At 65.6% G+C, this 24,964-nt stretch carries 17 protein-coding genes and 1 tRNA gene; 1 reads left to right on the forward strand and 17 read right to left on the reverse strand.

Annotated features, from left to right (window positions below; translation table 11 throughout):
- Position 1: 1 nt before the first annotated feature.
- The 13 genes from epsI to ACEN9G_RS04220 form a co-directional block, all read right to left on the reverse strand.
- A complete protein-coding gene (epsI, locus tag ACEN9G_RS04160; RefSeq protein ID WP_413337526.1) occupies positions 2–694 on the reverse strand; it encodes an exosortase-associated protein EpsI, B-type in 693 nt (230 codons plus the stop codon).
- The gene (xrtB, locus tag ACEN9G_RS04165) at positions 691–1,590 is read right to left on the reverse strand and encodes an exosortase B (RefSeq protein ID WP_413337527.1); all 900 of its coding nucleotides are present in this window, start codon (positions 1,588–1,590) and stop codon (positions 691–693) included. Before xrtB ends, epsI begins: the two co-directional genes overlap by 4 nt.
- A 1-nt stretch (position 1,591) precedes the next feature.
- Positions 1,592–2,476 (reverse strand): chain length determinant protein tyrosine kinase EpsG, encoded by an 885-nt coding sequence (epsG, locus tag ACEN9G_RS04170; protein WP_413337528.1) that lies wholly within the window; start codon positions 2,474–2,476, stop codon positions 1,592–1,594.
- 14 nt (positions 2,477–2,490) lie between these two features.
- Positions 2,491–3,900 carry a chain length determinant protein EpsF gene (gene epsF, locus ACEN9G_RS04175; protein ID WP_413337529.1) on the reverse strand — a complete coding sequence of 470 codons (1,410 nt, stop codon included), beginning with the start codon at positions 3,898–3,900 and terminating at the stop codon, positions 2,491–2,493.
- 50 nt (positions 3,901–3,950) lie between these two features.
- Complete coding sequence (gene epsE, locus ACEN9G_RS04180; RefSeq protein WP_413337530.1) at positions 3,951–4,739, reverse strand: polysaccharide export protein EpsE; 789 nt, start codon at positions 4,737–4,739, stop codon at positions 3,951–3,953.
- A gap of 34 nt (positions 4,740–4,773) precedes the next feature.
- A complete protein-coding gene (locus ACEN9G_RS04185; protein ID WP_483127721.1) occupies positions 4,774–5,772 on the reverse strand; it encodes an EpsD family peptidyl-prolyl cis-trans isomerase in 999 nt (332 codons plus the stop codon).
- A gap of 144 nt (positions 5,773–5,916) precedes the next feature.
- Positions 5,917–6,897 (reverse strand): GDP-L-fucose synthase, encoded by a 981-nt coding sequence (fcl, locus tag ACEN9G_RS04190; protein WP_413337532.1) that lies wholly within the window; start codon positions 6,895–6,897, stop codon positions 5,917–5,919.
- Positions 6,898–6,900: 3 nt separating this feature from the next.
- Positions 6,901–8,016 carry a GDP-mannose 4,6-dehydratase gene (gene gmd, locus ACEN9G_RS04195; protein ID WP_413337533.1) on the reverse strand — a complete coding sequence of 372 codons (1,116 nt, stop codon included), beginning with the start codon at positions 8,014–8,016 and terminating at the stop codon, positions 6,901–6,903.
- Positions 8,017–8,194: 178 nt separating this feature from the next.
- Positions 8,195–9,574: an undecaprenyl-phosphate glucose phosphotransferase gene (locus ACEN9G_RS04200; protein ID WP_413337534.1), complete on the reverse strand. Its 1,380-nt coding sequence runs from the start codon at positions 9,572–9,574 to the stop codon at positions 8,195–8,197.
- 8 nt (positions 9,575–9,582) lie between these two features.
- Complete coding sequence (gene epsL / locus ACEN9G_RS04205; protein WP_413337535.1) at positions 9,583–10,779, reverse strand: XrtB/PEP-CTERM-associated polysaccharide biosynthesis outer membrane protein EpsL; 1,197 nt, start codon at positions 10,777–10,779, stop codon at positions 9,583–9,585.
- Between the two features lie 38 nt (positions 10,780–10,817).
- Positions 10,818–11,543, reverse strand: a complete 726-nt coding sequence (locus ACEN9G_RS04210) for a CAAX prenyl protease-related protein (protein ID WP_413337536.1) — start codon at positions 11,541–11,543, stop codon at positions 10,818–10,820.
- Positions 11,544–11,597: 54 nt separating this feature from the next.
- Positions 11,598–13,508, reverse strand: a complete 1,911-nt coding sequence (locus ACEN9G_RS04215) for an ATP-binding cassette domain-containing protein (protein WP_413337537.1) — start codon at positions 13,506–13,508, stop codon at positions 11,598–11,600.
- 107 nt (positions 13,509–13,615) lie between these two features.
- Positions 13,616–13,690: transfer RNA gene (locus ACEN9G_RS04220), tRNA-Arg, on the reverse strand.
- A gap of 431 nt (positions 13,691–14,121) precedes the next feature.
- On the opposite strand from ACEN9G_RS04220, the gene ACEN9G_RS04225 reads away from it, so the two are divergent.
- Entirely contained in the window at positions 14,122–16,320 is a 2,199-nt protein-coding gene (locus ACEN9G_RS04225; protein ID WP_413337538.1) for a bifunctional SulP family inorganic anion transporter/carbonic anhydrase, read from the forward strand.
- A 57-nt stretch (positions 16,321–16,377) separates the two neighbouring features.
- Here ACEN9G_RS04225 and ACEN9G_RS04230 read toward each other — a convergent pair whose 3' ends face one another.
- From ACEN9G_RS04230 to ACEN9G_RS04245, 4 genes are all read right to left on the reverse strand, one after another.
- Positions 16,378–18,474 carry a hybrid sensor histidine kinase/response regulator gene (locus ACEN9G_RS04230; protein ID WP_483127722.1) on the reverse strand — a complete coding sequence of 699 codons (2,097 nt, stop codon included), beginning with the start codon at positions 18,472–18,474 and terminating at the stop codon, positions 16,378–16,380.
- Positions 18,475–18,773: 299 nt separating this feature from the next.
- Positions 18,774–19,469, reverse strand: a complete 696-nt coding sequence (locus ACEN9G_RS04235; protein WP_483127723.1) for a response regulator transcription factor — start codon at positions 19,467–19,469, stop codon at positions 18,774–18,776.
- 63 nt (positions 19,470–19,532) lie between these two features.
- Positions 19,533–23,753 carry a hybrid sensor histidine kinase/response regulator gene (locus ACEN9G_RS04240; protein WP_483127724.1) on the reverse strand — a complete coding sequence of 1,407 codons (4,221 nt, stop codon included), beginning with the start codon at positions 23,751–23,753 and terminating at the stop codon, positions 19,533–19,535.
- The gene (locus ACEN9G_RS04245; protein WP_413338437.1) at positions 23,750–24,895 is read right to left on the reverse strand and encodes a patatin-like phospholipase family protein; all 1,146 of its coding nucleotides are present in this window, start codon (positions 24,893–24,895) and stop codon (positions 23,750–23,752) included. Before ACEN9G_RS04245 ends, ACEN9G_RS04240 begins: the two co-directional genes overlap by 4 nt.
- Positions 24,896–24,964: the final 69 nt, after the last annotated feature.

Genomic DNA, 24,964 nt, shown 5'->3' on the forward strand with positions numbered 1-24,964 from the left:
GTCAGCCCTTGTTGGTGGCCGCGCCCAGCAGCTTGATGCGGTCGTGCGGGGACATGGCATCCAGCATCTGGTTCACGAAGCGGTCCTGCACGCGGTAGGCGCTGTGTTCGTCGGCCTCGATGGTCGACACCCGCACGAGCATGCCGTCGGGGATCTTGCCCGTCAGGCCGTACAGGAAGCGCTGGTATTTCTGGCCCAGGCCGGACATCACGGCCTTGTCTCCGACCGTCACCCAGTACGTGATCGGTTCGTTGCGCGCGTTCTGGCGCGCGACGAGGCGTTTCACGGGGACGCTGCCGTAGTGCGTGGCGAGCTCGGCCTTGTGATCCTGCACCATGTCGAAGCCCTGCGCCACGTAGCAGACCTCGGGCAGGTGCAGCTGCAGCTGCTTGCTCTGGTCGCCGCCGTATGCGATCGACAGCATCACGCGCTGCCCCCCATCGTTGACGTAGGTGCGCGCCAGGGTCTGGTCATACAGGGTGGCAATGAGTTCCTTCTGCGTCTCGTCGGGCGTGAGCGGCACGACGGTGTTGTCGACCGTCCAGTTGCCGAACCGTTTCGGGATCATCGCCTCGAGGTCGAACCGCTCCTGCACGGCGGCCACCTTCTGCTTCGGCGTGAGCGCCCCCGTCAGCGCGGACGTGCCCGCCATCGCCACGCCCAGGACCACGCTGGCCATGAATCTGCGGTTCATGCCACCTCCCTGCGCCGCGCCCACCATTGCAGCGCGGAGTCGATGGACAGGATCAGCACGAGCGCCGTGACGAACAGGACCATGCCGGCGAACCCGTGCAGGAAACCCTGCCCCGCCGCGTCGCCGAAGTAATACGTGATCAATGTGAGCACGACGACGCGGATGACGTTGGCGGAGAACGAGATCGGGACGATGAACAGGGCGAGGCCGATGTTGCGGAATGCGGACGGGTGGCGCATCAGGTTCAGGTAGAACAGGCCCAGCGCTTCCAGGGTCAGCAGGGTCTGCAGGCCGGCGCACGCGTCCGCCACGAGCAGCTGGTACTGGCCGATCTGCAGGATCACGCCGGAGCGGCTGATCGGGTAGCCGAACGCGAACAGCAGGTGCTCGGTGGCCCACGACACGGCCATCTTCATCGGCATCGTCACCGCGGCGACGAATTCGCTGGGCAGCGGCACCATGAACAGCATGAAGAAGAACGGGAACCACAGCACCCGGAGGGCGCGGCCGCCCCGCTTGACGAGCAGCACGGCCGCCATCACGAGGATGATCGCGACGATCTGCAGCATCAGGATGTTCTGCGACCGGCCCAGCAGGTGGGCGACCAGGCCGATAGCGAGGATGGGCCAGCCGGCCCAGCTGGCGCGCGGGGGTGTCGTCGCCTCGATCACGTCCGGCCATTTGCGGTAGATGAGCCACAGCGCGAGGCCGAAGATGATCGGCCCGTGGCCCTGCTCCTCGCCGACCCAGGCGCCGGTGAACAGGTCGTAGAACGTGGGGACGAACAGGATGGCCAGGCCCAGGAAGACCGGCCACCATTCGGGCAGGACGCCGCGCAGTGCACGCAGGTCCGGTGCATGCTGCCGCACGGTGCTGGCGCGTGCTCCGGTGTCCATGTCAGAACTCCATCACCACCGAGCCGAGGACTTCGCAACCGGCGTCGACGAGTTGCTCGGCGGCGCGGCCGATGTGCGAGATCCGCGTGTAGTTCTTGCGCGTGACGAGCAGCGCGCCGCCCGCGCGGCTCGCCACCGCGACGGAATCCATGCCGAGCTGGAATGGCGGCACGTCGTACAGCACGACGTCGTAGCGGCTTTCCAGCTGCGTGTTGAGGTTGCGGAAGCCTTCGCGCGCCAGCAGTTCGCCCGGGTTCGGCGGGAGCGTCCCGGCCGGCATGATCGACAGGTCGATGAACGCCGGCACCCGCGCGATCACGTCGAGGTCGGCGCGGCCCGCCAGCAGGTCGGACAGGCCCTGGCGCGGCTTGAGCGCGAACGCGTCCTGCTGGCGCGGGGCGCGCAGGTTCGCGTCCACGAGCAGGGTCTGCTCGCCCAGCTGGGAAAACACGATCGCCAGGTTCGACGCGAACAGCGCGGATCCGTCTTCCGGATCCACGCCGACGATGGCCAGCGCGCGGCGCCCGCGCGCGAACCAGCGCAGCATCAGCTGGCTGCGGATCGCGCGCAGCGATTCGACCTGCGGGCAGAACGGATCGTACGCGGCGAGCAGCTTCGGCGACAGGCCGGCCTGGCCCTTCTGCAGATACGGGTACGAGAACTGGCGCGCCAGCACCTGCTGGATGTCGTCCTCGCTGACCAGGCCCAGCCGCACGGCCGCTTCGCCGAAGCGGATGCCGGTCTCCTTTTGCATGCGCAGCACGCGTTCGGCGTCTTCAGGCTTGAGCTTGCCCGAGTCGAGCAGCAAGGCACCCATGCTGGTCTCGGGACCCAGACGTTCAAGCCCATGATCGGCGGGCAGCGTGTTGAAAATCGGAGAGTTCATGGTGGAATCCAGGATCAGTTAAGACGGAGCAGGCGGCGCGGCGTCATCAGCGAGCGGATGCCCCCCGTCCGTCCACGCGGCGACTTCCATTCGATCGTGCCCAGCACGGGGATGCCCAGCATGTCCTTGACGTCGCTGGCCGAACGCACCGGACGGTTCAGCAGTTCCAGCAGCAGCGCCAGGCCGACACCGAGGATCGTGCCCAGCAGGAACGCGATCAGCGTGTTCAGCAGCACGCGCGGGCCAGACGGCTGCGTCGGCGCCACGGCCGGGTTCAGCAGGGCGATATCGGATTGCTCGGACTGCGCCTCGATGCGCGTCTGCGAGAAGCGCTGCGACGCGGAATCGAACGCGCGCTGGGCGCTGTCGAGGTCTTTCAGCAGCACGCCCAGTTCGTCGCGGGCGCGATTCATTTCAAGTACCTTCGCCTTTTGCTCGGCGACCGCCTGGCGCAGTTCCGCCTCGCGCTGGCGCAGCACCTGGGCATTCGCGCCCACGCTGCGCGAGACGGTGCCCAGCGCGGCATTCAGTTCGGCCTGGACTTTGTCGAGCTCGGCCTTGGCGGCCTGGTATTGCGGGTGGTTCTTGCCGTAGCGCTGCGACGTGTCGGCGAACTTGCCGCGCGCCTGGGCGACGTTGGCACGCATCGTCTGGATCAGGGCGTTGTTGGCGACGTCCGGCGACGTCAGCGCGGAACCGGCGGCGCCCTGCCGCGCTGTGCCTTCCATCGCGGCCGTCTGCGCCGCCACCAGCTGCGCGGACAGGTCGTTCAGGCGCGCCAGTTCGACGTCGACGCGGTTGTTGTCGAGGCTGACGATGCCCTTCTCCTGCTGGTACTTGGACAGGCGGGCCTGCGCGGCCTCGACGTTGTCGCGCAACTGCTTGGTCTGTTCGTTGAAGTACGACGCCGTTTTCTTGGCCGGATCGGTCTTCAGCTGGACGGTGATCTTCTGGTACTCGTCGGCGAACGCATTCGCCACCGCGGCCGCGAACGCGGGGTCCGCGCCCTTGAAGCTGATCTCGACGACGGACGATTCGCGCGACGGGACGATCTCCAGTTTCTTCAGCAGCAGGTCGGCCAGCCAGTCGCGCACCGAACCCTTGCCCTCGGTTGCATCCTTGAACTGTTCGACGACGGCCGGGCTATTCGCCAGGTGCAGCGCGTCGACGACCCGCAGCGCCACGTTCTTGCTGCTGATGATGTCGATCTGCGTCGCCATATAGCCCGGCAGCAGTTGCCCCGGCATCGTCAGGCCGGTCAATGGATCCACGCCTTTGTAGTTCAACAGAACGGATGCCGTTGCCTTGTACGTCTTGGCCTGGATCAGGCTGAACCCGAGGGCCAGCGCGACCGTGACCAGCAGGGTCGTCAGGATGATCTTCTTCCGTGCAAGCAAGATCAGCAGGAATTGATGAACGTTCATGATGAACCTTTAAAACGGAGTGGAACAAAGAACCGGGCGCTACCCCTGCGTTAGAACCAGCTTTCCTTGACCGTGATGACGTCGTCGACCTGGACCAGGTCGTCGGCCTTCGCTTCGATCGTGTGCGCCGCGCCGTTCGCGTCGCGGCGCGTGATGCGCAGGCCGCGCTGCGTGCCGCGCTGGGTCAGGCCGCCGCCGGCCGACAGCGCCTGCTGGACGGTCATCGCGCGTTCCAGGCGGAACGGTCCCGGACGCTGCACTTCGCCCGTGATGTAGGCACGCGGCGCGCGCTCGACGAAGATGATGTCGCCGCCGGCGACTTCGTAATCGCGGTTCAGTTCACCCTTGCGCACCATGTCGACGACGTCGATGGTTTCGCGCGTGGTGACGCCGTTGCGGGTGCGCACGAGGCTGACCATGTCGCCGCCTTCCGGGCCGATGCCGCCGGCCAGCGCCAGCAGATCGAGCACCTTGCGCGGACCGTCGACCGGGTAGCGGCCCGGACGGTTGACCTGGCCCAGCACCGACACCTGCTGGCTCGCGAGCGTGGTGATCAGGAGGTTGACCTGGGCCTTCTTGAGGTAGCCGCCCTTTTCGAGCAGGCCGCCGATTTTCTTTTCCGCCTGTTGCGTCGTCAGGCCACCGACCTGCACTTCGCCCAGCAGCGGGAACGTCATGGTGCCGCCTTCCGAGACGCGCGTCTCGATTGCAAGGTCGGGGCTGCCGTAGACCGACGCCTTGACCACGTCGCCCGGGCCCAGCAGGATTTCCGCCGCACCGGCCATGCCCGCGCCGAGCATGAGGACTGCCGCAACCATCCAGTGTACGAGTCGTTTCATCTTCTTCACTCCTTATGGGTCGTCAATGTTGGGATTACTTCAGTCCGGCGACGCCGCGGTCCAGCGCTGCCTTGTCGGCGCCGGATGCGTTGTCGGCTGGTGCGTTGTCGGCCGCGGGCATGGCGGCGGGTGCCGCCGCGGCGGGATCGGCATTCGCCACTGCGCTCGCCGGCGCGGCCTTGGGATCGGGCACCATCGATTTGTTCAGGTACTCGATCTTTGCGGTGGAACGCAGGCGCTGCAGCTCGGCCGCGGCCAGTTCCTTGTTCTTGCGGTTCACGAGGAATTGCTCGATCTGGTTCGAGGCGACCTGCAGCGAGACCGGTGCATCCTTGACTTCGGCGACGGAAATGAACATCGCGCGCGGCCCTTCCTTGACGACAAACAGCTGCCCCTTGGGCATGCCCAGCAACTTCGAGGACAGCTGCGGCGGCACGTCGGCCGTCGAGCGCGTGACCTGGTTGCGGCCGTACTTGATCTTGTGCGTGTCCAGCCACACGGCGACCTCTTCCAGCGACTTGGCGCTGTCGGCCGCGCTGCGCACCTCGGGCGTCAGGTCGTTGGCGGAGATCACGAGTTCGTTCATGCTGAACTGCTTACGGTTGGAAAAGAATTCGGGATGCTTGTTGTAGTAGTCCTCGACTTCCGCCGGCGTCGGCTTCGCCACGTTGCCGACGCGCTTTTGCAGATAGGCCTGAGCGACGATCAGCGATTTGGCGCGGTCGATCGCCTGCATGACCTTGGGATCGCGGTCGAGGTTTTCCTTGGCGGCCGCTTCCTGCAGCAGCTGGCGGTCGATGAGAACCTGCAGCAACTGCTTGCTGGCGGCATCCTGCTGGGTGGCGGAGACGCCTGCGCGCTGCAGTTCCTCGTTGAGCTGGAGTACCGTAACCTCTTCCCCATTCACGCTCGCCAGCGCCTGGCCGGGTTTCTTTTCTTTCGCCTTGTCGCCGCACGCGCTCAAGGTTGCCGCAACCAGGATCAGCGCGGCGCACAGCACGCGCTTCGGAGTCGTAGGAAAGGATGTGTTCATGTTGGCAGCCACGTGGTTGTTGTTCAATGGGTTTCCTTGAGGATGGGGTGGAACTCTTGTTATAGCCTGCTCATTCTGGGAGCCGCACGACTCGGACTCTGTTCGTCAATTAACACTCTGCCGTACGGCTCCCGCCGCGATCGCTCAGGCGGCGGCCCGCTTTTCCTGGTCCGCCACCAGGTCGACGAAGGCCGCGTAAGCGCGCCGCAATCCTTCCGGCAACGGCGTGCGCGCCTGCCAGCCGAGGGATTTCAGCTTGGACACGTCGAGCAGCTTGCGCGGCGTGCCGTCCGGCTTGGTGGGATCGAACGCGATGCGGCCACGGTAGCCGACCGTCTCGCCGACGAGCCGCGCGAGGTCCGCGATCGTGACGTCCTCGCCCGTGCCCACGTTGATGTGCGAATGCATCGGGTCGGTGTACGACGCATACGTGGCATGGTCGAGGTTCATCACGTACACGCTCGCTTCCGCCATGTCGTCGACGTACAGGAATTCGCGCATCGGCTTGCCGCTGCCCCAGATCACGACTTCGGGCGCGCCGGCGAGCTTCGCTTCGTGGAAGCGCCGCATCAGCGCGGGGATCACGTGGCTGTTTTCCGGGTGATAGTTGTCGCCGGGACCGTACAGATTCGTCGGCATCACGCTGCGGTAATCCGTGCCGTACTGGCGGTTATAGCTTTCGCACAGTTTGATACCGGCAATCTTTGCCATCGCATACGGCTCGTTCGTCGGCTCCAGCATGCCGCTCATCAAGTACTCTTCCTTGATCGGCTGCTGGGCGAGGCGCGGGTAGATGCACGAGGAGCCCAGGAACAGCAGCTTGTTCACGCCATTGCGCCACGCTTCGTGCACGACGTTCGCCTGCACCATCATGTTGTCGTAGATGAAGTCGGCCGGATACGTGTTGTTCGCATGGATGCCGCCGACCTTGGCGGCGGCCAGGTAGACCTGGTCGATGCGCTCGTTGCGGAAGAACTCGCGGACCTGGGCCTGGTCGGTCAGTTCGAGTTCCGCGTGGCTGCGCGTGACGATGTTCGTGTGACCTTGCGCGCGCAACACGCGCACGATGGCCGAGCCGACCAGCCCGTTATGGCCGGCCACATAGATGCGGGGTTGTGTATTCAACGTTCACTCCAATGAAATTGCAACGTTGTAGCCATGCGAGGCGAGAAGCTTGTGGCGACGCGCCGTCTCGAGGTCGTGCGCCACCATCTCCTGCACCATCGCTTCGAAAGAGGTCCGCGGCTCCCAGCCCAGCCGGCGGCGCGCCTTGCCCGGGTCGCCGAGCAGCGTATCGACTTCCGTCGGACGGAAGTATTGCGGGTCGACGGCGACGATCGGCTGGCCCACCACGACGCCGGGCGCCTTGTCGCCATGGATGGCGGCGATCACGCCGCGTTCGTGCACGCCCTCGCCCTGCCACGCGATCTCGATGCCCAGCTCGCGTGCCGCAACTTCGACGAAGTGCCGCACGGAATACTGGCGGCCCGTCGCGATGACGTAATCCTCGGGCGTGTCCTGCTGCAGCATCAGCCATTGCATCTCGACATAGTCGCGCGCATGCCCCCAGTCGCGCAGCGCGTCGAGGTTGCCCAGGAACAGTTGCTGCTCCAGGCCTTGCGAGATGTTCGCGAGGCCGCGCGTGATCTTGCGCGTGACAAAGGTCTCGCCGCGGCGCGGAGACTCGTGGTTGAACAGGATGCCGTTGCACGCGTACATGCCATACGCCTCACGGTAATTCACCGTGATCCAGTAGGCGTACAGCTTCGCGACGGCATACGGGCTGCGCGGGTAGAACGGGGTCGTCTCGCGCTGCGGGGTTTCCTGGACGAGGCCGTACAGTTCCGACGTCGACGCCTGGTAGAAGCGCGTCGTCTTTTCCATGCCGAGGAAACGGATCGCTTCCAGCAGGCGCAGGGTGCCGAGGCCGTCGACGTCGGCCGTATATTCCGGCGATTCGAACGACACGGCCACGTGGCTCATCGCACCGAGGTTGTAGACTTCGTCCGGCCGGACTTCGCACAGGATGCGGTTGAGGTTCGACGTGTCGGACAGGTCGCCGTAATGCAGGTGGAAGTGATTGTCCTCGACGTGCGGATCCTGGTAGATGTGATCGATCCGCTCGGTATTGAAGAGCGAAGCGCGCCGCTTGATGCCATGCACTTCGTAACCCTTGGCCAGCAGCAGTTCCGCGAGATAGGAACCGTCCTGGCCGGTGACACCCGTGATCAACGCTTTCTTCATTGGCAGTTGTCCTGGCGAATGTTATGCAAAATCAATAAAAAATTGCAATCTCAGCAATTATTTTCACGCAGCCCATCGGGCGCCGCAAGCGCCGATCCGATTGAATCCGGCTCTTTAAGTCGAACCTAAGCGACCCCACATGTGCGGACTTTTAAGCGCGTTTCAAAACGCGCGGGTTTTAGAATGCGTTCTCGCGCGTGAGCACGACCTTCACTGTTTTAAGAACGATCCACAGGTCCAGCCACAGCGACCAGTTGCGCAGGTAATCGAGGTCGTACTGGATGCGCGCCTCCATCTTGTCCAGCGTGGCAGTTTCACCACGCAGCCCGTTGACCTGCGCCCAACCTGTGATGCCCGGTTTGACCTTATGGCGCAGCATGTATCCCTTGATCAGCTTGCGATATTGCTCGTTGTGCGCGACCGCGTGCGGACGCGGCCCGACGATGCTCATCCTGCCCTGCAGCACGTTGACGAACTGCGGCAACTCGTCGAGCGACGTGCGGCGCAGGAAGCGGCCGATGGGCGTCACGCGGTCGTCTTCCTTGCGCGCCTGCACGACGGCATCGCCGTTTTCCATCACCTTCATCGAACGGAATTTGTAGACGATGATCTCTTCGCCATACAGGCCGTAGCGGCGCTGGCGGAAGATCACGGGGCCAGGCGAACTCATCCTGACGACCGCGGCGACCACGAGCATCAGCGGCGCCAGCAGCAGCAGGATCAGGCTCGACAGCACGATGTCGGAACCGCGCTTGATGGTGCTGTTCAGGCCCATGAACGGGGTCTCGCAGATCGCGATCACGGGCATGCCGCCCACGTTGTCGAAGCGCGCCTGCATCAGGTCGAAGATGTAGACGTCCGGCAGGAAATAGACGGACGCGGTCGTGTCCTGCAACTCGTCGATGAGCTTGCGGATGCGCGGCTGCGCGGAGATCGGCTGGCTGATGAAGATCATCTTGATGCCGTTGTCGCGCACGTACTGCACCAGCTCGCTCGTCTTGCCCAGCATCGGATGCGGCAGCTCGGCCGGGTGCCGTTCGCCGTCGCGGTCGTCGAAGAAGCCGCGCACCTGCATGAACAGGTTCGGATGGCGGTCGCAGATGCCGGCGAATTTCAGGCCCACGTCGTTGACGCCGACCACGACGACCGAGCGCACTTCCTTGCTCTTGCCGGGCCGGTTCGCAATGCGTACGGCAATGTGGCTGCCCAGCAGGATGAGCGGCGTGGCGACGGCCCAGGCCAGCAGCACGCGCTCGTCGTAATAGTATTTGAGGCCGCTGGACGAGCCGAGGAACATCAGCACGGCGATCGTCACGCACCAGCCGAACACGGTGTCGCGCGCATAGGCCCACATGCGCCCGCTGCGCCACGTGCGGTACGGATCGACGTGCTGGTACACGGCCGACGAAATGAAGAAGGCCAGCACCATCAATACCAGCAGGTAGCCCGAGAACGGCTCATGGAACAGCACCGCCGACAGGTACAGCGTGCCCATGATGATCAGGGGGTCGAGTACGCGCTGGAAGAACGAGATCAGCGGTATGTCATTGACCGTCATAAAAGCATTCAAAACTGCGCATTGGCCGACAGCGACACGCTGTTCGACTTGAAGCTGCCCGTACCGAGCACGGGCGATCCGCTGCGCGCCTGGTGCGCCAGCCCCGCCGACACCTGGATGGTCGGCCGCGGCGTCCACGTCGCGGACAGGCTCTGCGTGCGGATGGAATCGCGGATGTCGCCCGCGCTTGCGAACGACGCGCGCGCGTTGTAGTTGCGCCGTTCGTAGACGGCGTCGGCATTCACCTTGATCTTGGCCGTCGCATCCCATTGCGCGCCGACGCTGGCGCCCTTGTTCAGCGTATAGCTCACGACCGTGCTTTCCAGCGGCGCGAAGTCGCGCCAGACGGCAGCCCGGTACGTCATCTTGCCGCGCGGCTGGTACGTGGCCTTGATCTTGCCGGCCACGCCGCTCGTCTTGCCCGTGCCGAACGACGGCTGGTCGCGCCGCGTGTAGCCGACCAGTGCATCGAACGTCGTGGAACCCGTCGCTATCCACAGTACGCGCGCTTTCAGTTCGTCCTGCGTGAAGTTGTCGTTGAGAAGATTCGGACCGACGGGGCGCGGATATGGATACTTGCCCTTGACCCGCCGTGCCACGAGGCCGACCGTGCTGCCGCTGCTGGGCAGGTAATCGAGTTCGACCTCGCTCGAATCTTCCGTGCGGTTGTTGTAGCGCTGGGCGAACAGCTCGTAGTCGTACTTGTCGCGCTGGAAGCCCGTGCGCACGCGCCAGGACGAGTGGAAGCGCCACGCGCCTTCCGCGAAGTGGCTGCGGCTGCGGCGCAGGTTGCGCTCGTTGCTCTGGAAATCGGTGTACGGCGCCAGCACTTGTTGATAGGTGGTGCCGACCTTGCCTTCGAGGTGGTTGCCGAGTTGCCAGAACCAGGTTGCCTGCAAGTCCTTGCCATCGTAATTCAGCTGTTTGAAGTGGTCGAAGTCGTACTTCGACAGCTTGGCCACGATGGAAATCCGCTGGCGGCTATAGGTCTTATCGAAGATCAATCCGCCCTCCCGCATCCACCACGAATCGGCCCGGGTGCCGTCGAACGCGGACTGGCCCTCCGGCACGCGCAGCAGGTTGTCGTCGTGGCCGTAGCCGACGCCGGCATATAGGTGGAGCGCATCGCTGGGACCGGCGCCGGCGGGCAGCGTGAACAGGGTGCAGAGCAACAGGGCAAGGGGACGCACGCGGAAATTCAGCATGATGGTTTGTCTTTTTCTTGAAGTTAATGGCGGACGGCTTACCAGTAAGACCAGCTGCCGGTCCGAACCACCCACACGCCCAGCAGGCCGTTGGTGACGGCATGTGCCAGGATCGGCGACCACAGGTTGCGGTGACGCATGTACAGCAGGCTGTAGGCCGCGCCCGCAACGATCCCCGCAAGCCAGAGGTTATGTTCGACACCGAACAGCACGACAGTGATGACGAAGCTTTTGATGGAGAGTTGAGAGGGCTCAACCGACTCGAAGTCGGGCGCGTCCACCCACCGCATCAGGAAAGAGCGCCAGAACAACTCTTCCATGACGGGCACGACGAGCGCGGCGCCGGCGATGCGGATCGCCACGAGCAGCCAGTCGACACGGCCGTCGACGCGCGGATCGAAGCCGGACGAGGAACCGAACACCATCCAGCCGGCGTCCAGGCTGATCCAAAGGACGAGCACGAGCACGCCCGTCGCCAGCGCGGTCAACGCGTGCAGCGGTGCGAGATGAAAGCGGGAAAGTTCTTTGTACTGGCGCCAGGACAGCGCCAGCAACAGGGCCACGAGGGCGATCTTGGCGGGGTACAACCAGCGCAGGGCGTCCTGCGGGACACCCAGGCGTTGCAGCACGTCGCCGATGACGATGAAGGCCAGGTAGGCGGCGAAGGGCAGGATGCGGAGCCAGGCCGCGCGGTTGAACATGGGAGCGTCGGCGGGGATGGCTGCCGTGGCGGGCACGGCGTAGCGGTCGTCATGCTCAGTCATGTCTCTCCGTCAGCGGGCGCCTGGCCCGCGCTCAGCGATGCGCTAACGCATGGGCTATTCTCCCCGCGAGCGCGCTTCGAGGCCTTCCCAACGCTCCAGGGCGTCGAGCAGAAGCTCCTCGATTTCCGCGTAACGCGCATTGATCCGGCGCGCGTCAGCGGGATTGGTCTTGTAGAAGTCGGGCGCATTCAGCTGTGCCGTGATGGCCGACTGCTCGTCTTCAAGGCTGGCGATAAGCTGCGGCAACTCCTCCAGCTCTCGCTGTTCCTTGTAGCTCAACTTTACCTTCTTGCCCGACGCGTTCTGTGCGTTGGATGACATATCCTGCGCTTTCGCCGGCGCGGCCTTTTGTGCTACCGCGGGCGCGGGCGCCGCTTTCACGCGCTCCCAGTCGCTGTAGCCGCCGACGTATTCGCGCCACGTCCCCTGCCCTTCGGAAACGATGACCTGGGTGACGACGTTGTCGAGGAACGTGCGGTCGTGGCTGACGAGAAACACGGTGCCCGAGTAATCCGTCAACAGTTCTTCGAGCAGTTCGAGCGTCTCGATGTCGAGGTCGTTGGTCGGTTCGTCGAGCACGAGGCAGTTGGCCGGCTTGGCGAACAGACGCGCCAGCAGCAGGCGGTTGCGCTCGCCGCCGGACAGCGATTTCACGGGCGAGCGAGCGCGCTCGGGCGCGAACAGGAAGTCGCCCAGGTAGCTCATCACGTGCTTGCGCTGGCCGTTGATCTCGACCCAGTCGCTGCCCGGCGCGATCGTGTCGGCCAGCGTCGCTTCTTCGTTCAGTTGCGCGCGCATCTGGTCGAAGTACGCGACGTTCAAACGCGTGCCCAGCTTGACGTTGCCGCTGTCCACCGTCTCTTCGCCAAGAATGATTTTCAGCAGCGTCGTCTTGCCCGCGCCGTTCGGCCCGATCAGGCCGACCTTGTCGCCACGCATGATCGTGCCGGTGAAGTCCTGCACGATCACCTTGTCGCCATACGACTTCGAAATGTTTTCCAGTTCCGCGACGATCTTGCCCGAGCGCTCGCCGGTCGCGACGTCGATGCGGACCTGGCCCTGCTGGTCGCGGCGCGCGGAACGCTGCAGGCGCAGGTCTTCCAGCCGGCGCACGCGGCCTTCGTTGCGGGTGCGGCGCGCTTCCACGCCCTTGCGGATCCACACTTCTTCCTGTGCAAGCACCTTGTCGAACTTGGCGTTCTCGACCTCTTCGATCGCGAGCAGTTCTTTCTTGCGTTCCTGGTACTTGCTGAAATTGCCGGGGAACGAGAGCAGGCGGCCGCGGTCCAGTTCGACGATGCGCGTGGCGACGTTGTCGAGGAAGCGGCGGTCGTGGGTGATGAACAGCACGGAGCCGCGGAATTCGCGCAGCAGGCCTTCCAGCCACTGGATCGACGTGAAGTCCAGGTGGTTCGTCGGTTCGTCCAGCAGCAGCACGTCGGGGCCGGACACGAGCGCGACAGCCAGCGCCACGCGCTTCTGCATACCGCCCGACAACGTGCCCATCTTCGCATCGCCCGCGAGGCCCAGGCGGCCCAGCGTGGTCTCGACGCGGTTGCCGAGGTTCCAGGCATCCGTCGCATCGAGTTTCACTTGCAGATCGTGCATGCGCTCCATGATCGCGTCATCGTTGCCGTGACCGAATTGCCCGGTCAGCGATTCGTACTCCGTCAGCATCGCCTGCTGGTCGCCCATGCCGGCGGCGACCGCGTCGAACACGGTCATCTCCGGATCGAACACGGGCTCCTGCTCGACGTACGCGATCTTGACGCTCTGCTGCATGACGAGCAGGCCGTCGTCCAGCTTCGAGCGGCCGGAAATGATTTTCAGCAGTGAGGATTTGCCGGTGCCGTTACGGCCGATGAGGCCGACGCGTTCGCCGGCTTCCAGCGAGAAATCGGCATGGTCGAGCAGCGCGACGTGGCCGAATGCCAGTTGCGCGGAAGAGAGGGAAATGACAGCCATGGTGTGAGCGGCCGCGACGCTTGTCGGCGCGGATATCGGTAAGAGTGTGAGAAAGCAGGCATTGTACCGAAGGGGGACGGCCTGATGCGGCTGGGGGATGGTGAAACTGGTGTCGCCAGCAGGAATCGAACCTGCATCTAAGTCTTAGGAGGACCTTGTACTATCCATTGTACTATGGCGACACTCTGCGTACTGCAGCCAGCTATTCTACAGGACGCGAGCTCCTCCCACAATGTTCGGCGCCGCCGGACGTCTATACGACCTCATCCGCACGTTTATCAGATTCGTAATTCGGCGTTATTCAAGGCAATAAAAATAACCCGATTAAAACCGCTTTTATTCAAATCTATTTCGCGCGAAAGAATTGTAACGATTGACCGTGCATGCTGGACGCATTTGCAAACTGCATGTTATATTTTTTCCCCGTCGCTTTAACAATCGACGTTCCTGAAAATGCATCGAAACGGTGCATTGCACCGTTTTGGTTCAATCCAAATCAAACGTTCATGAATCCGGTTCATCGGCCATAACCCGATGTAAATCGTTATATCGCCATGCGCAAAATAAACAAGCGCATTCTGACTGACAACCATCGTTCTTCCGTGAGATTCCCATGCATACGAATACCCTCAAGTACGATTTGCCGGCCGGCATAGTAGTGTTTCTTGTCGCCTTGCCCCTGTGTCTCGGTATTGCCCTCGCCTCCGGCGCGCCTTTGTTTTCAGGGATTATTTCCGGCATTATCGGCGGCATCGTCGTGGGTGCCATCAGCGGTTCCCATACGAGCGTCAGCGGCCCCGCGGCCGGGCTGGCGGCCGTCGTCCTCGCCTCGATCACGAAACTCGGCGCCTTCGAAATCCTGCTCGCGGCCATATTGATTGCCGGCGTAATGCAATTGGCCATGGGTGTCGCCCGTGGCGGCTTTATCGCCAATTACATTCCCTCGAACGTCATCAAGGGATTACTCGCCGCGATCGGCATTCTGCTGATTCTCAAACAGATTCCCCATGCGATCGGTTATGACGCCAATCCGGCCGATGATACGTCGTTCATCCAGGCCAATGGAGAAAACACGTTTTCCGCCATTGCGCATGCATTCAATTCGATCACGCCCGGCGCCATGATCATTGCGCTCCTGTCGATGCTGATCCTCGTGTATTGGGACAGGACGCCATTCAAGAACATCAAATTGCTGCCGGCGCCATTGTTCGTCGTGGCATTGGGTGTTGCACTGAATGTGACATTCGATCGTTTCTTTCCCGCACTGAGTATCGATCCGGAACATCTCGTCGATATTCCGCCCCTCGATATCGGTAACCTCGGTGCTTACCTGAATGTCCCGGATCTCGCCCATTTCACGAACCACGACGTCTGGATTGTCGGCTTCACGATCGCCATCGTCGCGTCGCTGGAAACGCTGCTGAACGTGGAAGCGGTCGACAAGCTCGATCCGCACAAGCGCGAAACGCCCACGAACCGCGAACTCGTCGCGCAGGGCGTCGGCAACATCTGCGCCGGCCTGCTGGGCGGCCTGCCCGTCACGTCCGTCATCGTGCGCAGCTCCGTCAACATCCAGAACGACAACCGGACCAAGGCCTCGACCATCCTCCACGGCGTGCTGCTGCTGGCCAGCGTGCTCGTGCTGGCGCCCATGCTGAACCTGATTCCGCTGGCCGCACTGGCCGCGATCCTCATCGTGACGGGCTACAAGCTGGCCAAGGTCTCGCTGTTCCGCGACATGTACAAGAAGGGCTGGTCGCAATTCGTGCCGTTCGCCGTCACCGTGGCCGCCATCGTGCTGACGGACCTGCTGACCGGCGTACTGATCGGCCTGGCCGCCAGCCTGTTCTACCTGATGCGCAGCCACTTCAAGAATCCGTTCTCGATGGAACAGTACCGCCTGCACATCGGCGAGGTCGTCAAGATGGAATTGCCGAACCAGGTGTCGTTCCTGAACAAGGCCACGATCAAGAGCGCGCTGTGGGAAATCCCGGAGAACGCGAACGTGCTGATCGACGCGGCCAACTCGGACTACATCGACCACGACGTGCTCGAAGTCATCAACGACTACCGCGTCGTCGCGGCGGAACGCAACGTCAAGCTGAACGTCGTGGGCCTGCGCGACAAGTACAGCCTGCACGATCCGATCCAGTTCGTCCCCGCCCTCGACAAGGACACGCAGACCAGGCTGGCTCCGGAAGACGTGCTGCAGTTGCTGCGCGACGGCAACGAGCGCTTCCGTGCCGGCCGCACGACGAAGAAATACTATCTGCACCAGGTGGAAGCGACGGCGGGCGGGCAGCATCCGATGGCCGTCGTCGTCAACTGCATCGATTCGCGCACGTCGCCGGAAATCATTTTCGATGCCGGCCTGGGCGACCTGCTGACGATCCGCATCGCGGGCAACGTGATCAGCCGCGAGATCATCGGCAGTTTGGAGATCGCCCATAAACTGGGCGCGAAACTGATCGTCGTGAAAGGCCACTCGAGTTGCGGCGCGATCGGCCTCGCGCTGCAGAACGAAGGCGCGCACAGCATGGGGGCGATCACGGGCAAGATCCGCAAGGCGGTCGACCAGTGCAAGTGCGGCGCCCATCATCCGCCCGAGGGCAAGGCAATGCTCGAGGCGGTCACGCGCCGCAACATCGAGAACTCGCTGGACGAGATCATCGCCGGCAGCGCCTTCCTGCGCGAGCGCATCGCGCGCGGCGAGATGGGACTCGTGGGCGCGTACCACGACATCGCCACGCGCACCGTGCACTTCGGGGAACTGGTCACGCTGGACGACGGCCGGAACGACCTGGCCGCCTGATGGCTGGTAACGCCAACATATCGCAAATATCACGCGTGGGCACGGCGTGCCCACACCCTACGCGGCTTCGGCCCCCGTCTCCGCATTCACCTCAGTACCCATACTCTGCGCCAGCATGCACCCGACCTTGTCCACCAGCGCGTTCATGGCAAAAGGCTTGGTCAGGATCTCCATCTGCGCGGGCAGCTTCTCGTTCTTCATGACCGTGCTTTCCGCATAGCCCGTCACCATCAGCACGGGCAGCTGCGGCCATTGCACGCGCACGTGGTCGGCCAGCTGGCGGCCGTTCATGCCGTTGGGCAGGCCGACGTCCGTGACGAGCATGTCCGGCCGCGTGTCCTTCAACAGGCGCAGGGCCTGCGGCGCATCGCAGGCGACGAGCACCGTGTAGCCCTGCAATTCGAGCACCTCGGTCATCACGGCGCGGATGTCCGCCTCGTCGTCGACGACCATCACGACACCCTTGCGCGTGCCCGCTTCCAGCGGCGGTTCGACGTCCGGGCCCGCGGCCGGCTGCGTCTCCACGAGGTGGCGCGGCAGCAGCAGGCGCACTTCGGTCCCCTGTCCCGGCCGCGATTCGATGCGCACGTTGCCGCCCGACTGGTGCGCGAAGCCGTACACCATCGACAGGCCCAGGCCGGTCCCCTGCCCCATCGGCTTCGTCGTGAAGAACGGGTCGAACGCGCGCGCGACGACGTCGGGCGCCATGCCGGCGCCGTTGTCGCGCACGCTCACCTGCACGTATTCACCAGGCCGCAGGTCGCCGTGGCGGCGCGCCTGGGCGGCGGTCAGCGTGACGTTCTCCGTCTCGATGACGAGCAGGCCGCCTTCCGGCATCGCGTCGCGCGCATTGTTCGCGAGGTTCAACAGCGCGCTTTCCAGCTGGTTCGGGTCGCACAGGGTGGTCCACAGCGCGGCCGCGAGACGCGTGCGCACGGCGATCGACGGGCCGGCCGCGCGCTCGATCAGGTCCGTCATCGACATCACGAGCGCGTTGACGCTGGTCGGCTTCGGATCGAGGGCCTGGCGGCGCGAGAACGCGAGCAGGCGGTGCGTCAGGGCGGCCGCGCGCTGGGTCACGCCGAGGGCCGCGTCGATGCGCGTCAGCAGGTCGCCGCTCTGGCCCATGCGCAGGCGCAGCTTCATCAGTTCCAGGTGGCCCGTGACGCCCGCCAGCATGTTGTTGAAATCGTGCGCGAGGCCGCCCGTGAGCTGGCCCACGGCTTCCATCTTCTGCGACTGGCGCAGCGCTTCCTCGGCCTGGCGCAGCGCGTCGGCCTGGTGTTTTTCCGCCGTGATGTCGCGCGCGACGCCGTACAGCAGCTCGCCTTCCGGGGAGATCGTCCACGACACCCAGCGGTACGAGCCGTCCTTGTGCAGCACGCGCGTCTCGTAGCCGACGAGCGGCGTGCCCTCGGCCAGGATCTGCATTTTCCGCAGCACGTCCGCGCGGTCGTCCGGGTACACCATGTCCATGAACGGGCGCGTGGTCGCTTCCTCGGCACTCCAGCCGAAGCACGCGGTGAACGCGGGGTTCACGGTAAGGAAGCGCCCCGTCGCCAGCGACGCCGCGGCCATCACGTCGGGCGAGATGCGCCACAGGCGTTCGCGGTCGCTCGCGTGCGACGCCACCTGGTGCGTCAGCGCCCCGTTCAGGCGGCGCAGGGACTCCAGCGCGCGCATCTTGTCCGTCGTCTCGACGGCCGTGCACAGGATGCCGCCGACGGTGCCGTCGTCGTCGCGCACGGGGCTGTACGAAAACGTGAACCAGGCCTGTTCCGGATAGCCGTGGCGCGCCATCGGCACGGGCATGTCTTCGTGGTGGCACGCTTCGCCCGCATAGGCTTTCGTCGCGATCGGCCCGATGGTGTCCCACACGTCCGGCCAGACCGTGCGGAACGGCCGGCCCAGCGCGGCCTTGTCGCCGAGCAACGGCATGCAGGCGTCGTTAGGAAAGCTGATCAGGTCGGCGCCCCAGCACAGCAAGGTGGGGAACCGGGAATTCAGCGCCAGGCTCAGTGCCGTGCGCAGTGCGGCGGGCCAGTCCTCGACGGGGCCAAGCGGCGTGATGTGCCAGTCATGGGCGGCGATATGCGCGGCCATCTGGCCGCCGCCGGTAAGGAAGGTCAAGCTGGGGGAAACCGTGGTCTTCATAGTCCTCGCTCATGCAATCCCTGGTCAAAGCTCCGTCCCAGCAGTCTGCGCTGCCGTGCAAAGTCGACTATTTTAATGACAAGCTCATGACAGACGGCGCGCGCTTGGCGCGGTCCGTACGGGGCAAAAAAGACGCCCGACAAGTTGCCGTTCTGCCTGGGAGGTGCTGCATGCCGGCCACGGCAAAGGATCAGTATGCCGGATTCCGCTGCCGTGTGGAGGGGTGATTTACAACATTTTCGACAACAATTTTTCGCGTTTTCCGGCAGGAATTTAACGTTGCGGGCGGGCGCGCAACCTTACATCGCCAGGTGCCGCGTGGCGTCGGTCTGGCGCAGCACGGCGCGGTGTGCGGCTTCCAGTTCGCGCGCCAGGGCGGCGCCGTCGGGGGCGGAGCGCAAGGCGTCGAAGCCGTTCGCGGCACCGTACAGGCCCAACGTGCGGCACCCTTCGCACAGGCGCGCGAGATGGGCGCGGGCGGCGTCGAGCTGGCTCGTGGCCAGCAGCGCGGCCAGGTCGGTGCCCGCGCTGACGAGCTGGCGCTGCAGGCCGCCGAGGTACAGCAGCAGGCGCGTGGCGTCGATGCCGAGGCGGCGCAGGGTGGCGTCGGGCTGCTCGTCGGGCGCACGCATCAGGGGTTGCAGGTGCTGCGCCACGCGCGCGGCGTCGAACGGCTTGACGATGTAGCCGGCGGCGCCCAGCGACAGCGCCTGCTCCATCGTCGCGCCGTCGGCCGCGGCCGAGACGAGGACGAACGGCAGGCCGGCGAAGCGGGCGTCCGCTTTCACGCGCGCCAGCAATTCCATGCCGGACAGGCGCGGCATGCGCAGGTCGCAGAACAGCAGCGCGGGGTTCGCGCCGGCATCCAGCTGCGCCCAGGCGTCTGCGCCATCCTCCGCTTCCAGCACGTCGAACACGCCGCTCGCGGTGCTGTCGATCATGTGCATCAGCATCATGCGCGACACCACGTCATCGTCGACTATCAAAACCTTCATCCCTGCCCCATTGTGTCGCAATTGTTAAATGGCAATTATACAGCTGTGAGACGCGCGCACGATTCAGGCAGTCGCGGCCTCGAAGCGGGCCAGCAGGTCCCACAGGCGCGGCAGGCCGGCGCGCACGGCGTCGAGCTGGCCCGCGTCCGCCAGGGCCTCGAGTTCGGCACACAGCGCGCGCAGCCCATCCTCGCCCAGGTAGCCGGCGCTGCCCTTCATGCCGTGCAGGACGCGTCCGGCGGTGTCGCGGTCGCCCGTCTCCAACGCCTTGTCCAGTTCGATGCGGCGGCGCGGCAGGTCGGCCAGGAAGGCGCCGCGCAGGCGGTCCTTCAGGTCGCTCGCGCGCCGGATCGGGGGCGGCGGCGCGGCGGGAGCATCGGCGTCGCCCGGCACGTCGAACATCGCGTCCAGCTCGGCCGTCGACGGCGCGCGCGCGGCCGGCTCCGGCATCGGTGCGAGTTCGATGCCGCGCTGCAGCTGGCGCTCGATGGCGCGCGTGAGGTGGTAATGCAGCTGCGAGTCGTCGATGGGCTTGGTGATGAAGGCATCCATGCCGCAGGCCAGGTAGCGCGTCCGGTCTTCCTCGCTGACGTTGGCGGTGAGCGCGACGATCATCAGGTGCTGGTCCAGCACGGGCGCTTCCAGCGGACCGCCGGCGCGGATCAGGCGCGTGGCCGAGGCGCCGTCCATCTCGGGCATGCGGCCGTCCATCAGGATCAGGTCGTAGCGCGTGCGCGCGCATGCCGCCACGGCCAGCACGCCGTTCTCGACGACGTCGACCTGGTGGCCCAGCTCCTCCAGCATCATGCGCACGATGATCTGGTTGGTCGGATAGTCTTCCGCGCACAGCACGCGCAAGCGGTGCGTGTGCGGCGCGCGCGGCTGGTCGACGACGGAGTGCGGCTGCACGCCGTCCGCCAGCGGCAGCACGAAGCTGAACGTGGAGCCCACGCCGGGCGTGCTGGCGACGCCGATCGTGCCGCCCATCAGTTCGACGAGCTGGCGGCAGATCGCCAGGCCCAGGCCAGTGCCGCCGTAGCGGCGCGTCGTCGTCGCGTCGGCCTGCTCGAATTTCTGGAACAGGCGCGGCAAGGCGTCCGGCGCGATGCCGATGCCCGTGTCTTCGACCGAAAAGCGGATCATGTTGCGGCCCGCGCGGTCGTGCTGGTCTTCCGGACGGCGCTCGACGCGCACGGTGATGGAACCGCTCTCGGTGAACTTGAAGGCGTTGCCGACGAGGTTCACGAGGATCTGGCGCAGCCGGGTCGGGTCGCCCACGACGAAGCGCGGCAGGTCCGGATCGAGGCGCACGGCGAAGCCCACGCTGTGCGCGCCGGCCTGCTCCTCGAATAGCGTGCCGACATGCGAAATCGATTCGTCGAGCGCGAAGTCGATGTTCTCGATGGTCAGCTTGCCCGCCTCGATCTTGGAAAAGTCGAGCAGGTCGTTGATGATCGCCAGCAGCGACTGGGCATTCGCCTGGCCGCGCAGGATCTGCTCGCGCGTGCAGTCGCGCAGCGCCGTGTCGCGCAGCGCGAAGCCCAGCATGCCGATCACGCCGGCCAGCGGCGTGCGCATCTCGTGGCTCATGTTGGCGAGGAATTCGGACTTCTGGCGCGTCGCGTCTTCCGCGCGCTGCTTGGCCTGGTACAGCCGTTCCTCGTTTTCCTGCAGCGCGCCGTTGGCGAGCGCCAGCTCGTTCGTGCGGCGCCGCACCTGCCGTTCCTGCTCGCGCAGTTCCTCGGTCTGGCGTTCCAGCAGGCGGTTCTGCTGCTCGATGCGTTCCGTACGCGCGCTGACCTGCTGTTCCAGCATGGCCTTCTGGCGGCGCAGGACGTCCACGCGAATCCGGTATGCGCCGTACCCGCAGCCGATCACCACCAGCGCACACAGGGTGCGGAACCACCAGGTCTTCCAGTACGGCGGCAGCACGGTCACTTCCAGCGTGGCGGCGGCATCGCTCCACACGCCGTCCTTGTTCGCCGCGCGCACCTGGAACGTGTAGCTGCCCGGATCGAGGTTCGTGTAGGTCGCGAAGCGCTTGCTGGCGTCGACGCCGATCCAGTCCTGGTCGAAGCCGACGAGGCGGTAGGCGAAGCGGTTGCGGCCCGGGGCGGCGAAGTGCAGCGCCGAGAACTCCAGCGAAAACACGGAGTCCTGCGGCGTGAGCGTGATGCCGGACAGGCGCTCGATGGGCCCCGGCAGCATGCCCGGCCGGACGTCCTGCCACGGCTGGCCGAAGATCTGCAGGCCCGTGATGACGGCGCGCGGCGCGATCAGGTTGTCGTGCAGCGCGCGCGGATTGAATGCGGTGATGCCGTTGTTGCCGCCGAAGTAGAGCGTGCCGTCGGCCACGCGCAGCGCGGAGGCGTCGAAGTACGCCCCTTCGATCGTGCCGTCGGTCGCGTTGTAGTTGCGCCAGGCGCCGCTGGTCGGGTCGAGCCGGTGCAGGCCGCTCGAGCTGGAGACCCAGATGAAGCCGTCGAGGTCTTCCTGCATCGCGGCCACGACGTCGTCCGCCATGCCGTCGCGCACCGTGTAGCGCTGGAAGCGCGGCGTGCCGTCGCTGCCGATCACCATGCGGTTCAGGCCCACGGCCGTGCCGACCCACAGGTCGCCGCGCCGGTCTTCCAGCAAGTAATGCACCTCGTCGTGCGACAGGCTCGTGGGATCGTCGGGATCGTGGCGGAAGTGGCGGAACTTGCCGGTGGCGCGGTCGAGCAGGTCCAGGCCGTCGAACGTGCCGACCCAGAACCGGCCGTGGCGGTCTTCCAGCATCGGCCGCACGATGTTGTCGGCCAGGCTCGCGGCCGCGGTCGGATCGTGCTGGTACGTCGTCTGCTTGCCGTCCGGGTCGATGCGGTGCAGGCCGCCGCGGCTCGCGGCCCACAAGGTGCCGTCGCGCGTGACGTGCACATTGCGCACGTAGTTGGCGTCGACATCGTCGGTGGACAGCGGACGCCGCGTGATGCGCCCGGTCTTCGGATCGAAGTGCGCGAGGCCGTTGCGCGTGCCGAGCCACACGGTGCCGTCGCGGCCGAGCGCCACCGACGTCGCCATCGCGTCGCCCGTCAGCCCCGCTTCGACAGGCGCGAGGCGCCATGCCTGGTCCGCGCCGGTCGCCGGATCGAACAGGTGCAGGCCGCCGTTCGTGGCGAGCCACAGCTTCCCGCCGCCGTCGCCGACGATGCCGCGCACCTTGTTGTCTTCCAGCGCGAGCGGCGTGTCGTCGCCGCGCACGATGCGCGCGAAGCCGCCGCTGCCCATGTCCGCGCGCGACACGCCGCCGTACCAGGTGCCGACCCAGAACGTGCCCACGCGGTCGCCGTACAGCGCCGTGACCTGGTTGTCGCCGAGGCTGTAGCTGTCGGTGATGCGGTGCGGATGGCGCTCGAAGCGGCCCAGCGCGGGCAGCCAGCGGTACAGGCCGCGGTCGTGCGAGCCGACCCAGACCTGGCGCTCGGCGTCCTCGTACAACACGCTGATCTCGCCCGGCGGCATGCCGTCGTCAAGCCCGAACGTGCGCACGTCGCCCTTCGGCCCGAGCGACAGGCGTTCCAGGCCGCCCATGCTGCCGACCCACAGGCCCTGGCCCGCGTCGACCATCAGCGTCTGCACGAAGTCGTACTTGCCGCCGCGCGGCGACGGGTGGTGGCGGAAGTGCATCCGCTCCGGGTCGAGGCTGTCGAGGCCCGCCGCGGTGCCGATCCACAGGCGGCCGTCGCGCCCGCGCGCGAGGGCCGTCAGCTTGTCCGACGCGAGGCTGTCCGGCACGCCCGGCACGTGGTGCCACGTGTCGAAGCGGCCCGTCGGGATGTCGAAGTGCTGCAGGCCGTCGGCCGTCGCGAGCCACAGGCCTTCCTTGCCGTCGTCGAGGATGGCGCGAATGTGGCGGTTGCCGTTGCCCCGCTTGGCCGGTTCGTCGGGCACGAAATGGCTGAACGTGCCGGTCTTCGGTTCGTAGCGATCGAGCCCGCCGTCCGTGCCGATCCACAGCCGGCCCTTGCGGTCGGCGTACAGCACGCGCACCCAGTTGTTGGCGAGCGTCTTCGGATCGCCGACGACGTTGCGGAAATTCGTGAAGCGGTAGCCGTCGTAGCGCGACAGGCCGGACTGGGTGCCGAACCACATGAAGCCGTCCGGGTCCTGGACGATGGACAGCACGGATTCCTGCGCGAGGCCGTCGTCCACCGACAGGTGCTCGAAGCGCAGGGTCGGGGTCGGCGCCGCGTGGGCGACAACGGCCCACAACAGCGCGAGGACCAGGAACAGGCATCGTTTCATGCTTCGAAAAACTCCAGTACGTCGCGGCGCCGGACATAGGTGTCGCGCTGGCCCAGCGCCATCAGTTCGCGCGTATAGCCGCCTTCGAACAGCAAATAGGACGCCAGCGAGGCGCCGCGCGCCTCGATCGCCCCGATCCCGCCCAGCAGCGTGCGCACGGGCCCCGGCAGGTTGACCGCGTGGCGCGCCGCGATGTCGTCCAGGCGTTCCGACGGCACGATCGCGAGCAGGTCGATGCGGCGCAGCGGCGTCTTCGCCAGCGCCTCCTCCGGCAGCATGGACAGCGTCTCGTTGACGCGCTGCAGGCGCTCGATATCCATCGCGAGGCCGTCCAGGAAGATCGACGACAGCGCGTGGCCGGCGATCTGCGCCAGGCTCGGATAGCGCACGTGCACCGGCAGGTGGTTCACGGTCTCGTTCATGCGCCCCGCCCCCACGACGAGCACGCGGCGCGCGCCCAGGTGGATCGCGGGCGCGATCGGCGCCAGCTGGCGCATCGAACCGTCGCCGCAGTATTCCAGGTGGCCGTCGAAGTACAACGGCACGGCCGGGAAGATGAACGGCAAGGCGCTCGACGCGAGCAGGTGCTCGACGCCGATCTGTCCCTGCAGGGCGAGGCGCTGGTGCCGCTTCCACGGTGCGATCTCGCGTTCGCTCTGGTAGAACGTGACGTGCTGGCCGCCGCTGTACGACGATGCGGTGACCGCGAGGGCGTCCAGGCAGCCGCTGGCCAGCGCCGCGTCCAGGCGCGGCAGGTCGAGCATGCGGTGCAGCAGGCCCACGAGCGGCGTGTTGTCGAGCAGCGACGTCGGCGGCGCCGCGTGCCACTGGCGCAGCATCCAGCCGAACGACAGCAGCGACAGCCAGCGCGCGCCGGAGCGCAGCACGCCCAGCGAATCGGCGCGGTAGACCTGCGTGACATCGATGCCCTCCCACACGTCCGCCAACTGGTCGACGGCGTCGCCGAAGTCGTCGGCGCGGCAGGCCAGGCCGGCCGCGTTGAGTGCGCCGGCGGACGTGCCGCAGATGATCTCGAACGGATTGCGCGCAGCGGGCCAACCCGCCTCCCCCAGGATGCGGGAGATCGCCTGCAGGACCCCCGCCTGGTAGGCCGCACGCGCGCCGCCACCGCTGAGGATCAAACCCGTTTTACATTCAATATCCACGGAGCAAGATTAGCAAACTCTGCCGATCTTGAGGGGAATAATTGT

Source organism: Massilia sp. Masssp94, assembly GCF_059491305.1.

Coding starts and splice junctions, on each gene's coding strand:
- epsI (WP_413337526.1), bottom strand. CDS start 694: ATGAACCGCAGATTCATGGCCAGCGTGGTCCTGGGCGTGGCGATGGCG.
- xrtB (WP_413337527.1), bottom strand. CDS start 1,590: ATGGACACCGGAGCACGCGCCAGCACCGTGCGGCAGCATGCACCGGAC.
- epsG (WP_413337528.1), bottom strand. CDS start 2,476: ATGAACTCTCCGATTTTCAACACGCTGCCCGCCGATCATGGGCTTGAA.
- epsF (WP_413337529.1), bottom strand. CDS start 3,900: ATGAACGTTCATCAATTCCTGCTGATCTTGCTTGCACGGAAGAAGATC.
- epsE (WP_413337530.1), bottom strand. CDS start 4,739: ATGAAACGACTCGTACACTGGATGGTTGCGGCAGTCCTCATGCTCGGC.
- ACEN9G_RS04185 (WP_483127721.1), bottom strand. CDS start 5,772: ATGAACACATCCTTTCCTACGACTCCGAAGCGCGTGCTGTGCGCCGCG.
- gmd (WP_413337533.1), bottom strand. CDS start 8,016: ATGAAGAAAGCGTTGATCACGGGTGTCACCGGCCAGGACGGTTCCTAT.
- ACEN9G_RS04200 (WP_413337534.1), bottom strand. CDS start 9,574: ATGACGGTCAATGACATACCGCTGATCTCGTTCTTCCAGCGCGTACTC.
- epsL (WP_413337535.1), bottom strand. CDS start 10,779: ATGCTGAATTTCCGCGTGCGTCCCCTTGCCCTGTTGCTCTGCACCCTG.
- ACEN9G_RS04210 (WP_413337536.1), bottom strand. CDS start 11,543: ATGACTGAGCATGACGACCGCTACGCCGTGCCCGCCACGGCAGCCATC.
- ACEN9G_RS04215 (WP_413337537.1), bottom strand. CDS start 13,508: ATGGCTGTCATTTCCCTCTCTTCCGCGCAACTGGCATTCGGCCACGTC.
- ACEN9G_RS04225 (WP_413337538.1), top strand. CDS start 14,122: ATGCATACGAATACCCTCAAGTACGATTTGCCGGCCGGCATAGTAGTG.
- ACEN9G_RS04230 (WP_483127722.1), bottom strand. CDS start 18,474: ATGAAGACCACGGTTTCCCCCAGCTTGACCTTCCTTACCGGCGGCGGC.
- ACEN9G_RS04235 (WP_483127723.1), bottom strand. CDS start 19,469: ATGAAGGTTTTGATAGTCGACGATGACGTGGTGTCGCGCATGATGCTG.
- ACEN9G_RS04240 (WP_483127724.1), bottom strand. CDS start 23,753: ATGAAACGATGCCTGTTCCTGGTCCTCGCGCTGTTGTGGGCCGTTGTC.